This is a genomic window from Thermoflexus sp., from assembly GCF_025055495.1.
GTDB lineage: Bacteria > Chloroflexota > Anaerolineae > Thermoflexales > Thermoflexaceae > Thermoflexus.
Map to the genome: position 1 here is coordinate 1 of NZ_JANWXB010000157.1, position 12,245 is coordinate 12,245.

Sequence of the window (12,245 nt, forward strand, 5' to 3'; positions counted from 1 at the left end):
GGGCGAGACCTTGGGTTATTGGCTACCTCTTTTTTTGTGGGTTCCGCGGGGGGGGTGGGGGGTGGGGGGGGGGGGCGGGGGGCCCCCGGCCCCGCCAACAATGAAATCTTTTCTCTTTCTCCGAATGGCCGAATGGATTCCGCCTATCCTCGACCTCCCTGATGGGGGAAGAAGAGAACCCACGCCCGTCGCCCCAGATCCCGCAACTCCTGGAGCCATCGCTGGGTCCGCACGACCTCTGGTGGAGGGCTGTAAAAGTTCCGCAACACCAGCTCCAGACGCCGCGCGTCCAATCGGCGCACCATCCGCCCGTTCAGGGCCACCGAGATCATCCCCCGTTCCTCGGAGATCACAATCGCCAGGGCATCGCTCACCTCGGTGATCCCGATGGCCGCGCGATGGCGCAGGCCCAGTTGTGGATCCCCTACCCACCCCGTCGTGAGCGGCAAAATGCAACCGGCGGCCACCACCCGCCCATCCCGGATAATCACCGCGCCGTCATGCAAAATGGTGTTGGGCGCGAAGATGGTCATCAACAGCTCAGGGGTCACCCGGGCATCCAACCGGATCCCGGTTTCGATATAATTCTCCAGGCCTGTGGTGCGCTCCAGGACGATCAAAGCGCCATGGCGGCGCTCGGCCAGACGTGGACAGGCCTGCACCAGAGCCTCGATGACCTCATCGGCCCGGGCTTCCTGGGGATCCCGCTGCAGCCAGAGCCCCACGCGACCCAACCGCTCCAGCGCTCGACGAAGTTCAGGCTGGAAAATGATCGGGATCGCCAGGAGAAGGGCCGGCAGGGTTCGCTCCAGGAGCCAGCGCATCGCCCGAAGGGAGCTCAAAGGCCCGCTCAGGATCAGCACCAGCAGGATCAGGATGAACAGGCCCCGGATCAGCGTGACCGCCGGCGTCCCTTTCAGGGAATACAGGATCCCGAAAAAGAGGAGAGCCACCAGCCCGATATCGATCAGACTAACCCAGTTGAGCTGATCGAGAAGATAGACCAGATCCCGCACGAAAGCTCACCCATTTTGCTGGATCTTCGAGGAGAACGTTCCCCTGAAAACCCCATGGAAAAGCGGCCCTTCAGGCGAGGAAGCGGCGTTAACCCATCAATGCCCGATAATGCATGGCACGGTCCGGATTCAGCTGGATCAGGGATTGATAGACCGCCCGAGCGTCGTTCAAGCGCCCCTGTCGAAGATAGTGCTCACCGATTTGCTCCAGATGGGTGATCGCAGATTCCATCTGGCCGAGCTCCAGGTGAACCTGAGCCGCCAGCTGCCGCAAGCCCGGCTCTTCCGGGAAGAGCGCGATCAGCTCCTCCAGGTTCGACGCCGCCTCGGCCAGCCGGCCGGTCGCCCGCGCCTGATCCACCAGATCCCGTGCCTCCTGCAGTCCTTGCTCCGGCCGGTGGGCCCGCAGGTAGGCCTCCGCCAGGCCCCAGCGGATCTCCAGATCCTTCGGATCGATCGTCCGGAGCCGTTCCAGGGGCTCGATCGCCTGGGCCCAATCCAGGCGCTGAACAGCGATTTCCACCAGCCGGAGCAGGAGCGGCCGGAGCGCTGCGCCTGGAAGCCCCCGTCGAGCAGCCCAATCCAGCCCCTCCCGACAGATCCGCTCCGCCTGTTCCAGGTTCGCCATCTGTAAATACGCGTCCGCCATGCCGGCGAAGGCCTGGATCGTGCGGGAAGGATCCCCCAGCTCCTGAGAGAGCTGGAGGAACCGATGCAGGGTCGGCAGATCGAGCGGAGCAAGCCGAAGGGCCTGCTCGAAAGCGGCCAGCGCCATGTAGGGATCTTCCATGAACAGGAAATACTCGCCCAGGGCCCGGAATTTCCCCACCGCTGCCTGACTGCGATGGCCCCAGGCGAGCAGCTGGCCCAGGGCCAGATGGGCCAGCGGCGCGAAGGGCCTCTCCGCCACGATCCGCATCACTTCCTCCACCGCGCTATAGGACAGGCCCTGCTGAGCCCAGGCGTAAGCCTGCCCCAGCTCGCTCAGGAGGCGCTCCCCCTCCGGGAACATCAGCGCCTCCGCCAGCGTCAGCTGGAACGGTGTCCCCGCCGTCCATTGATCCAGAGCTCGCCGGATCAGGGTGACACGATCCAGCCACGTGGGGCTTTCCAGGATCTGCTGGACCTCCTTCTGGAGAACCATCTGCTGATCTGGATGTCGCAGGATCCAGGCGCGCAGGAAGCGATAACGCTCGCGCAGCCCCTCCGCCTGGCCTTTATAAAGCAACTCCTGCTCGATATACTCCAGGGCCTCGAGATAGCGCTCCACCGCCCGCTCTGGGGTTCCATGACGCTCTTCGCAGCGGGCCAGCAGGAGCAGGCCAGCCAAGCGATAGGCCGAGGAAGTCAGCGCTGGTTGGAGCCGGGAGGCGGCTTCGTCACAACGCTTCAATTCGGCCAGGATAGCTCCTACGGCGAACATCAGAGCCGGGTGCTCCAATCCGGCCGCCAGCACCTGTTCGTAAAGGACTAGGGCCTCCCGCCACTGGCCCCGGGAATGCGCATCCACCGCCCGCCCCAATCCCGCGTTGATCCGGAACCACTCTTCTTCGGAGAACGCTCCATGATCCTCAGAGAACACCAGATCGGCCAGCGTCTGAAGCGCCAGCGAGAGCGCCCGACGGATCGGATCCACGGGGGGCTCTGCTTCCTCCGGCGGCAGCATCCAGAAGGCTTCGGCCCGAGCCCGTTCCGTCTCGGCCTCCGCCCCCCGTGGGGGAAGCATCGGCAATGGGCCGGTGCCGGTTCGGTGAGTGAGCTGAGCCCGCAGCCAGTCCCGCGCCTGAAGCGCCTGAGGATGATCGGGATCCAGGGCAAGCGCGGCGCTGACGGCTTCCAGAGCCCGCTGCAAATCCCCCTGCTGGACCCAGGCACGGGCCCGGGCAAGATCAACCCGGATCGCCGCTTCCGGCTGATGAAGCTGCCGATATGCCTGGGCCAGCGCTTCCAGGGTCTCGACCCGCCCGGGCTCCAATCGGATCGCCTGGACCCATGCCTGAACCGCCCGTCGGAGATCCCCCTGCTCTGCGAACGACCGGCCGGCCTGGTGGTAGTGGGCTGCCGCCTCCGCGGCGCGGCCAGCGCGTTGATAAACCTCCGCAAGGCGGAGCGCCGGCGTGGGATCGCCCGGGCGAAGGCGCGCCAGCTGCCGAAAGGCTGCAACGGCCCCCTCATATTGACCGGCCTCCATGCACGCCAAGCCCAATCCCGTCAGGGCCTCCGGCTGATCCGGAAAGGCCTCCAGCGCCTCCCGATAGGCCGCGATCGCCACCGACCACTGCTTTTGCCAGATGGCCTCGTGCCCGCGTCTCAACGCCTGTTCGTAACGCAGGCGATCCCCTTCCATCGCCGATCCCTCGCCTGTTGGATGCCTCAAAGTGCAAGTATAACATTAAACGGTGAACGAAGGAGCGCTGAAGGATCCCCGATGGGTATGTCCCAGGTTTGCGGAGGGCGGATCTTCCCCGAACCCTATACGCTTCTATATGCCCCTCACCCTCCTGAGAGGAGGGGCCTCTTGCTGAGGCGCGCGTGCCATGGTGTTCTCCCCCAGGCAGGTCGTTCCGAGCCTCGGCGATAAGGAGCCCATCTCCCGGGCCACCCATGCGGATCGGCTTGAAAGGGTTCTTGGGGCCGGCTACAATAGCTTTCACAAAGCGAGGCGGTGAGGGTTATCCTCTCTCCCCGTCGCCCTTTGCCCTTTGGGCCACGGGAAAAAAGGGGAGGACGGCTGCACCATCGCGGGAGCGATCCATCTCACTCTAAGGAGGAACAGGAGGCCGGAAGATGGCCCGAATCACACCGCGCCACGAGGATTACAGTCAATGGTATCTGGATGTCATCCGGGAAGCGGAGCTGGCCGATTACGCCCCGGTCCGGGGATGCATCGTCTTCCGACCTTACGGTTACGCCATCTGGGAAAACATCCAGGCGGCTGTGGATCGACGGTTTAAAGCCCACGGCTATCGGAATGCTTATTTCCCGCTCTTCATCCCTTACTCGTTCATTCAAAAAGAAAAGGAGCACGTAAGCGGCTTCTCCCCGGAGCTGGCGGTGGTGACCATCGGAGGGGGAGAGACCTTAGAGGAGCCGCTGGTGGTGCGCCCGACCTCGGAGACCATCATCGGCTATATGTATGCCCAATGGATCCAGTCCTACCGGGATCTGCCGCTGCGGATCAATCAGTGGTGCAACGTGGTGCGCTGGGAGAAGCGGACCCGGCCCTTCCTGCGGACGCTGGAGTTCCTCTGGCAGGAGGCCCATTCTGTCTTCGCCACCTACGAGGAGGCGGAAGAGGAAGCCCTGCGGGTGCTCGATCTCTACACGGACTTCGCGGTGGAGGACGCGGCGATCCCGGTGGTCCAGGGCCGCAAGAGCGAGGCGGAGAAGTTCGCCGGGGCGTTGCGCAGCTATACCATCGAGGCGATGATGGGCGACGGGCGCGCGTTGCAGTCGGCCACTTCCCACAATCTGGGGCAGAACTTCTCCCGGGCTTTCGAGATCCGGTTCCTGGACGCCCAGAACCAGATGCAATACGCCTGGACCACCTCCCATGGCCTCTCCACACGAACGGTAGGGGCCGTGATCATGGCCCATGGGGATGATAAGGGATTGATCCTGCCGCCCCGCCTGGCGCCCATCCAGGTGATCGTGGTGCCCATCTGGAAAAGCGACGAGGAGCGCTCTCGGGTGCTGGAGACCTGTGAACAGGTCCGACGGATGCTGGGGCCGGAGATCCGGATGGAGGTGGACGCGCGGGAGGAATACACCCCGGGCTGGAAATTCAACGAGTGGGAGCTGCGCGGGGTGCCCCTGCGGATCGAGATCGGCCCGCGGGATGTGGCCGAGCGGCAGGTGGTGCTGGCCCGCCGGGATCAGCCGGGCGCCCCAGGGAAGCGGGTGGTGCCCATGGAGGGGCTTCTGGACGCGGTCCACGAAACCCTGAGCGCTATCCAGGCGGATCTCTATCAGCGGGCGCTGGCCTTCCACAAGGCCCACACCCACTACCCGGAGACCTACGATCAGCTTCGGGAAGCTGTCGCCGATGGGTTCGCATGGGCCTGGTGGTGCGGAAGCCCGGAGTGCGAGGCGAAGATCAAAGCGGATACGACGGCGACCAACCGTTGCATCCCTCTGGAGCAGCCGGACGGCCGCGGTCGATGCATCGTCTGCAACGAGCCCGCTTCGGAAATGGCGGTTTTCGCGCGAGCTTATTAACCGCTGGACCTGGGAGCAAACGTCCAGATCGCCGGAAAGGGCCCGATTCCTCCGGGGGCCTGGGGCGGGGCCGGGCCCCGAAGGCATCCGGCTCCGCCCTCAAAGGGGTCTTTCTAATGTGATGAAAGAGGGAGAGGTGAGGAGGGAGGGAGCTTATCCCTTCACATAGAGCGCATTGCCCGTAAGCCCTATTCCACCGACGAAGGGAGGGGACAATGGATTTTGTGATGATCGGACAGGCGGACACGCCGGGGCTTCGATGGTTCCGCCAGGGATTGTGGCAGACCCTGCGGGCTCACGGATATATCTTCCAGGAGGAACCCACTCCAGACATCCGCCTGGTTCTCAACTTCACGAGTCCTAATCGCCCCCGACCCTTCCGGCGCAAATCCCAGGGAACCTTTGTCGCATCGATCGTGGAGCTGCCAGAGCCCCCTGCTGATTTCCTGAAGACCTGCTATCCGATCCTGGTCCGCGCGCTCTCCAACCTCCTCATCGTCCTGATCCCGGGAACCCGCATCGCCTCGTCCAACGGGATCCGCTGGGAAGCCCATTTTGTCACGCTGGAGCTCGGCCACTACGTGGAGACGTGCAGGGAAGACGAAGCCGACTTCTTCGAGCGGATATACCGACGGCTGGCTCCGCTGGCCCAGGCTCGCCTGGTGATCAATAATGAGTTTCATCCCGACCTGCCGCCAGAGCTCTGGAACGGCAACGAGCGGACAGAGAAATTAAAAGAAGCGGGTCGCTTCCTGGCCTCCCTGAACCTCCTGCCCGCACCGTTCCCGCTGGAGGAAATCCTCCCGCCCCGGGATTTCCAGCACGTGAAACGATTGTATGGACTGGGCGGCCTGAGCTATGGCAATCTCAGCGTGCGGGAAGATACAGAGCGGTTCTGGATGAGCGCCAGTGGGGTCGATAAGGGGAACCTGCAGGTGATCGGCCGGGACATTCTCCTGGTGAAGGGCTACGACGCCGAGCGCAATGTGATCCTCCTGAGCGTCCCGCCCCACATCGAGCCCCGCCGCGTCTCCGTGGATGCCATTGAGCATTGGATGATCTACCGGGAACATCCCCAGGTAGGGGCGATCATCCATGTGCACGCCTGGATGGAAGGCATTCCGGTGACCGCGGTGAACTATCCCTGTGGGACATGGGAGCTGGCTGCGGAGGTGGCCGAGCTGGTGCGTCGCTCCCCGGATCCCGCGCGGGCAGTGATCGGGCTGCGCAACCACGGGATCACGGTGACCGGTCGCGATCTGGATGACATCATGGAGCGCCTGCGCGATCGGGTGATCCCCCAGGTTCCTATGGAATAAATCACGCCATGGGCAATTTCCGAGCTCTCCCGGGGGTTTTGGGGCTGGGCGCTGCCTTCGGCGGCCCCCCAGCCCCCAGAATATTTTTTCCTCCCCCTCCCCAGAGCGCAGGGGACCTGGAGAGGGGCATGGCCTGCTTCCCTCCCGAGGGCGCCTGGATCGGACTTGTCGCCCGAAGTTGCGCATGGCGTAAATAGGCTTGTGGCACCACGAGGCGACGTATGGCCTCATCTCCTTGATCCTCCTCCCCACGGCCCAAAGGGCTGGGGGGAGAGGGATCGAAAGGCTCTGGCCCATATCCAACAGCGGCAGGCACTTCCCAGGACCGCCCCGATGAACCGATCATCCCTGTTCCCTGTGCAGGTAACTCTTGGAGCTCTGCTCCTAACGTTAGGAGTTCTCGGGGGACGGCTGGCCCAGGGGACAAGAGAACGGTTTTTCCCGGAAACCGGCCAAACGGTTCGGGAGCCTTTCCTGAGTTTCTTTGAAGCTCACGGCGGTTTGAACTTCTTCGGTTACCCGATCACCCCTGCGATCCCAGAGCCTCCCTATCAAATCCAGTGCTTTCAAAACGCCTGTTTACGCTGGGATCCTCTGGCGCCCTCCGATCAGGCGGTGCAACCGCTTCCCGTGGCCGAGGCGATGGGCCTGGGAAGCCCACCGATCCCTCCGCAACAGATCCCCATGGGCCGGCCTTTCCGGCGTTATATCCCGGAGACCGGCCACACGGTGAGCGGGATGTTCCTCGCCTTCTGGTTACGCCACGGTGGCGCGAAGCTCATCGGCAACCCGATCACAGAGCCCTACGTGGAGAACGGACGGCCGGTCCAGGTTTTCCAGCGGATGAAGCTGATATGGGATCCGACAGAACAGGCGGTGCGGCCCATGGGCCTCGGGGAATCCTACGCTCGAACGCGAGGGCTGAACCCTCGGGTTCCCCCCCGGATCCTCCAGACCTCCTCGGCCCTTCAGGTCCGCATCGCCATACGCCGTCCGGTCCTGGCGGTCGGCGATCTACAAACCATCCTGGTGTTTGTGACCGATGAAGAGAACCAGCCTGTCCCTCGGGCCCGAGTTCGCATTCATATCCCCGGGCATGACCCCCTGCTTCTGGAGACCGATGAAGCAGGCCTGGCAGAGGGGAATTTCATCGTGCGCGCACTCCCTTCCGGATCACTGGTGGAAGTCCATGTGACGGCCTCAGACGGCCTTCGACAAGCGGAGGCTTTCTCGTCCTTTCGGATCTGGCCATAGAGGACCAGATTTTCTGCGGACCGATATCCAAAGTCGCAGACAGCCTTAGGCGGTGAATCTGGTGGAAGCGCCTTCTGGAAGGAGGCGGCAAAACCTCCTTCCCTCCCCCGAACCCTTTAGGTCTCCGGAAGGGGGAGGGAAACCTCCTTTGCGGCTGGGGGCGCCGCCAAAGGCGATGCCCCAGCCCCCCACCCCCTGCGGAACTCGGAAGCTGCCCATGGCGTTGACATCTCTTTATCGGAACGGGTATAATGAGGACGAACTCAACACCTGGAAGGGGGTGGGAACATTGGCCCGCGTGATCATTGAGGAAGGGGAGTCCTTCGAGTCGGCCCTCAAGCGGTTCAACAAGCAGATCCAGGCCGACAAGTTGCTTTCGGAGCTGCGGCGCCGGCGCTACTACGAGCCGCCCAGCGTGATCCGCAAGCGCAAGAAGGCCGCCAAACTGCGCAAAAGCCGGCGGACCACTCTGAAGGCTCTGCGAGCCGCCGGTCTGCTATGAGCATCACGTGCGGTGAAAACAAAAGGGTGGGGAGAACCCCCACCCTTTTGTTTTCACAACCCGGCGGGTCGATCTTCCAATCCCCTCAGGGGAGCATCTCCGTCTTCAGCACCGCATCCAGCACGATCATCGCCGCAAGGGCGAGCGGCACGATCGTCCCCAGATGATAAAGCCATCCGTATTTCGCCGGCGGGATCGCATAGAGCGACAGGACGCACAGCTCCAGCGCGATCCCAATGATGAGGCCGCCGATGACCACCGCAATCCGCTTGGCCAGCATTCCCGATCTCCTCCTCCCCTCGCGTGTTCTCGAAGAGCGATTTCGAGGAAGCCTGGGGGCGGGCAGGCCCACCCGCCGGCCCCCGATTGGTCCCAAGAAACGGCGGGTTCGGTTCCCCTCGCGACACCGTAGATTCTAATCAACCTATTTCAGCGCGTCAACGCGATCCGGGAAAATTGAGAGCCAACCGGAGAAAATTTGCCGGCGCCCTCTCGGCTGGGCGTTGGGCAGAGGGGAAGCCAGACATCGCCCAATGACGCCCTGAGTTTGGGGATTCCCCCTTACCGTGACGCTCCCAGGGCGGCGGGGAAAGGAGGGAGACGCTTGCCTTCAGAACCATGCCCTTAGGAACGCCCTAAGGAACTGGCCCGCCAGTTCGATCAACAGGATCGCCACGATGGGGCTGAAATCCAGACCGCCCACCGGGGGGAGGTAGCGCCGCAGGGGGTTCAACACCGGCTCCACCACGCTCGCCAGGAGGCGCCGGGCCGGATGCCACGGGTCGAGGCCGATCCAGGAGGTGAGCACATAGAACACGATCAGAAGAACGTAGAGATTGACCAGCGCATCGATGAGGGAGATCAGCGCTCCAGGCATGTCGCTTTCCTCAAGAAAAATTTCTGGGGCTGTGGCGGCTGCCCCGACCCCTCAGGCCCCCAGGAGAACAGCGTTCAATGACAGGAAAGGCTAAGATGGCGATGGAAAAGAAGAAGAGCGAGATCACGACGGGCGTTCGCCGAAGATCGCCCGCCCTAGGCGGACCATGGTGGCGCCCTCCTCGATCGCCACCTCGAAATCGTCTGTCATGCCCATCGAGAGATGCGCCCAGGGAGCCTGGGGAAACCGCGAAGCCAGGGCGTCGCGCAACGCCCGCAGCCGGCGGAACACCGGCCGGACGGCCTCCGGATCCGGAGCGATCGGGGCCATTGTCATCAACCCGAGGACCTGCAGACCCGGCTGCTCCAAGATGCAGGCAACCGCCTGGAAGAAGGCTTCCCGCTGAGCCGCATCCTCCTCCCAGCGATCCAGAAGGAAGCCGTATTTGCTGGCTTCGCCGGAGACGTTGCATTCCAGGAGGATTTTCACCGGCCGCCCTTCCTCCGCGGCGAGCCGGCTGAGCTTCTCCGCCAGCGGCACCGAATCCACCGAATGGATCACCTCGAACAGGCGCAGGGCCCGCCGGGCCTTCCGTCGTTGCAGGTGGCCCACCATATGCCATTGGATCGCCGCCTCGCTTCCCAGCAAGGCCTGCACCTGAGGGATTTTCTCTTCCGCCTCCTCCACCCGGTTCTCCCCGAAGATCCGCAACCCGCATGCATAGGCCTCGACGATCCGTTCCGGCGGCACCGTCTTGGTCACCGCCACCACCTGGATCGTCGCCGGATCGCGGCCGGCCCGACGGGCCGCGCGGGCGATCCGCTCCTGAACCTGTTCCCAGCGCTCGGCGATGGAGGGGCTCATCTTCGGGAAGCGACCTCCTCGGAGAGGCTAAAGGCACAGAGACGGCGAGACGGCCTCGCCGCCATCCCGCCGTCTCCCCATCCCAGGCTTGCCAAGGATAAAGCTTCATCCCTTGATCACCGCGATGGGCCGCAGCCGGGCCACCTTCTTGGCGATCCCCGCGTGGTGAACGACCTCGACCACGCGGCTGACATCCTTGTAGGCTTTGGGGGCTTCCTCAGCCAGGCCCGCCATCGAGCCGGCGCGGACCACGATGCCCTGGCCCTCCAGCTCGGCCTTAAGCTTCTCCCCTCGAATCTCCCGCTTGGCCTGGGCCCGGCTCATCACCCGCCCCGCCCCGTGGCAGGTGCTCCCGAACGTCTGGGCCATCGATCCGGGGGTCCCCAGCAACACATAGGACGCCGTGCCCATGGAGCCGGGGATCAGGACCGGCTGTCCGATGTCCGTGTATTTCTTCGGCAGCCCGGGGGAGCCCGGACCCCAGGCGCGGGTGGCCCCCTTCCGGTGGACGCACACCGTCATCCGCTGGCCATCGATTTCGTGGGTTTCGATCTTGCCCATGTTGTGGGCGATATCGTAAACCTGCCAGACGTCGTGGGCGATGCCCTTCGGCCGGAGGACTTCCTCGAAGCTCTTGCGGATGTAGTGGGCCAGGATCTGCCGGTTGCAGAAGGCGAAATTGGCGGCGCAGGCCATCGCCTGGAGGTAGTCCTGTCCCTCCGGGCTATCGATGGGCGCGCACATCAGCTCCTTGTCCGGAAGCTTGATGCCGTATTTGTGGATCACCCGTTCGAAGCGCTGCAAGTAATCGGTGCAGATCTGATGGCCGAAGCCCCGCGAGCCGCAATGGATCTGCACCGCCACCTGCCCCTGGAAGAGGCCCATCCGCTCCGCGCCGGCCGGGTCGAAGATCTCCTCCACCACGTCGACCTCGATGAAGTGGTTCCCGGCGCCCAGGGTGCCCAGCTGATCCTTCCCCCGTTCCTTAGCCTTGGGCGTGGCCTTGTCCGGGTCGGCGTTCGGCATGCAGCCGAACTCCTCGGTGTGCTCCAGGTCCTCCGGGCGGGCGTAGCCGTGGCGCAGCGCCCAGCGAGCGCCCTCGGCCAGCACCTCATCCAGCTGCTTCATGGTCAGGGGCACGTGGCCTTCGGAGCCCACCCCGCTGGGGCAGTTGTAGTAGATCCGTGTGGCCAGCTCCGCCAAGTGCGGTGCGATCTGTTCTTGGGTCAGATCCGTGGCCAGCAGGCGAACCCCGCAATTAGAGACCACAAAGCCGTTAGCGATGAAATTGTGATCTGGGTGCTCTACAGTAAAGTCATACACTGGGCCGGGATGGCCTTCAATGGGTTCGATGCGCTCAATCTCCTCCCAGACTACGCCGGATTGGCCGAGCCCCTGCGTCGCCTGGGCCATGTAAGCCTCAAAGTCCGGAAAATCCCGCGGCAGGCCAGCCCCCAGATACCTATTAGACCCGACAGAGTTCTCCACAAAGCGGGCGTTCACGGGCATTGGAGCACCTGCTACCACTGATGCAACAGACAGACCCTGCCGGCGCGCCCCCGAGATCTCCTGACGGAGAAGCTGGCGAGCCTCCCGCACGGCCCGCTTGCGCTTCAGATACTGAGCGCCGACGAGGCTCCTGAAGCGACGCTCGCGGTTGTATTCCACCCCGATCCGCGTGAAGAAGCGGATCAGGTTGTCTACACGTCCGGAGATCAGTAACCGAAGGATAAACGAACGAGACCCATCAGCCCGCCGAAGCGCCTGCTTTTCCACATAGATTCCAGATGTTTGAACCTCGAACCTCTGAAGCATCTCCGCGATGTCTGCAAGGAAGCGGTAACCATCGGCCACGCGATGCTCCGCCTTAGCGATCGTCAGAACCGGCCGACGGAACTTCACACGGGAGCTAGCGTGTAGTGCAGTCCCAGTCAACTCTGCGCCGAAGAATGCAGCAAGAAAGAGACGCTGCTGCCAGAGCGGCGCCTGCTTGAGCCACTTCGGGATCCGATCCGCCTGCTCCGTCTTCCGCCCCAGTGGTAGTCCCATGGCAGCCAGCAGAGCGACCAACCCTGTTGAATTCACCTCCAGCTCGCCGACAACGCTTGCAACTTCGTATGTCCGGTAGGAGGTTCGAATCACGCCCCTTCGGCGCCGGGAGCGAAGGTAAGCCCCATACCCCAGCCGTGGGGGGT

Annotated in this window: 10 protein-coding genes; 4 read left to right on the forward strand and 6 right to left on the reverse strand. The window is 63.7% G+C overall.

Annotated elements, in window-relative coordinates; translation table 11 throughout:
• Nucleotides 1-143: 143 nt before the first annotated feature.
• Nucleotides 144-1,016, reverse strand: coding sequence for a diadenylate cyclase CdaA (gene cdaA, locus NZM16_RS05455; RefSeq protein WP_295452128.1), 873 nt, complete (start codon nucleotides 1,014-1,016; stop codon nucleotides 144-146).
• A gap of 88 nt (nucleotides 1,017-1,104) precedes the next feature.
• Nucleotides 1,105-3,363 (reverse strand): tetratricopeptide repeat protein, encoded by a 2,259-nt coding sequence (locus NZM16_RS05460; protein WP_295479170.1) that lies wholly within the window; start codon nucleotides 3,361-3,363, stop codon nucleotides 1,105-1,107.
• 440 nt (nucleotides 3,364-3,803) lie between these two features.
• On the opposite strand from NZM16_RS05460, the gene proS reads away from it, so the two are divergent.
• The 4 genes from proS (at nucleotide 3,804) to rpsU (ending at nucleotide 8,309) form a co-directional block, all read left to right on the forward strand.
• On the forward strand, nucleotides 3,804-5,234 hold the full coding sequence (gene proS / locus NZM16_RS05465; RefSeq protein ID WP_295452132.1) for a proline--tRNA ligase: 1,431 nt from the start codon (nucleotides 3,804-3,806) through the stop codon (nucleotides 5,232-5,234).
• A gap of 215 nt (nucleotides 5,235-5,449) precedes the next feature.
• Nucleotides 5,450-6,553, forward strand: a complete 1,104-nt coding sequence (locus tag NZM16_RS05470) for a class II aldolase/adducin family protein (RefSeq protein ID WP_295452135.1) — start codon at nucleotides 5,450-5,452, stop codon at nucleotides 6,551-6,553.
• 333 nt (nucleotides 6,554-6,886) lie between these two features.
• Nucleotides 6,887-7,807, forward strand: coding sequence for a carboxypeptidase-like regulatory domain-containing protein (locus NZM16_RS05475; RefSeq protein ID WP_295479173.1), 921 nt, complete (start codon nucleotides 6,887-6,889; stop codon nucleotides 7,805-7,807).
• Nucleotides 7,808-8,096: 289 nt separating this feature from the next.
• Nucleotides 8,097-8,309, forward strand: a complete 213-nt coding sequence (rpsU, locus tag NZM16_RS05480; protein WP_352429015.1) for a 30S ribosomal protein S21 — start codon at nucleotides 8,097-8,099, stop codon at nucleotides 8,307-8,309.
• A gap of 85 nt (nucleotides 8,310-8,394) precedes the next feature.
• Here the strand turns inward: rpsU and NZM16_RS05485 are convergent, their stop codons facing one another.
• The 4 genes from NZM16_RS05485 to NZM16_RS05500 form a co-directional block, all read right to left on the reverse strand.
• Complete coding sequence (locus tag NZM16_RS05485) at nucleotides 8,395-8,589, reverse strand: hypothetical protein (protein ID WP_295452142.1); 195 nt, start codon at nucleotides 8,587-8,589, stop codon at nucleotides 8,395-8,397.
• A 330-nt stretch (nucleotides 8,590-8,919) separates the two neighbouring features.
• Complete coding sequence (locus tag NZM16_RS05490) at nucleotides 8,920-9,186, reverse strand: YggT family protein (protein WP_295452144.1); 267 nt, start codon at nucleotides 9,184-9,186, stop codon at nucleotides 8,920-8,922.
• A gap of 123 nt (nucleotides 9,187-9,309) precedes the next feature.
• The gene (locus NZM16_RS05495) at nucleotides 9,310-10,050 is read right to left on the reverse strand and encodes a YggS family pyridoxal phosphate-dependent enzyme (protein ID WP_295452147.1); all 741 of its coding nucleotides are present in this window, start codon (nucleotides 10,048-10,050) and stop codon (nucleotides 9,310-9,312) included.
• Between the two features lie 105 nt (nucleotides 10,051-10,155).
• Nucleotides 10,156-12,245, reverse strand: a 2,090-nt coding sequence (locus tag NZM16_RS05500) for an RtcB family protein (protein WP_295479176.1), incomplete at its 5' end; no start/stop codon positions are given.

What these genes read in the sequence shown, in the direction of transcription:
- NZM16_RS05495 (WP_295452147.1), bottom strand. Translation starts at nt 10,050, where the DNA reads ATGAGCCCCTCCATCGCCGAGCGCTGGGAACAGGTTCAGGAGCGGATC.
- NZM16_RS05460 (WP_295479170.1), bottom strand. Translation starts at nt 3,363, where the DNA reads ATGGAAGGGGATCGCCTGCGTTACGAACAGGCGTTGAGACGCGGGCAC.
- NZM16_RS05485 (WP_295452142.1), bottom strand. Translation starts at nt 8,589, where the DNA reads ATGCTGGCCAAGCGGATTGCGGTGGTCATCGGCGGCCTCATCATTGGG.
- NZM16_RS05475 (WP_295479173.1), top strand. Translation starts at nt 6,887, where the DNA reads ATGAACCGATCATCCCTGTTCCCTGTGCAGGTAACTCTTGGAGCTCTG.
- NZM16_RS05470 (WP_295452135.1), top strand. Translation starts at nt 5,450, where the DNA reads ATGGATTTTGTGATGATCGGACAGGCGGACACGCCGGGGCTTCGATGG.
- proS (WP_295452132.1), top strand. Translation starts at nt 3,804, where the DNA reads ATGGCCCGAATCACACCGCGCCACGAGGATTACAGTCAATGGTATCTG.
- NZM16_RS05490 (WP_295452144.1), bottom strand. Translation starts at nt 9,186, where the DNA reads ATGCCTGGAGCGCTGATCTCCCTCATCGATGCGCTGGTCAATCTCTAC.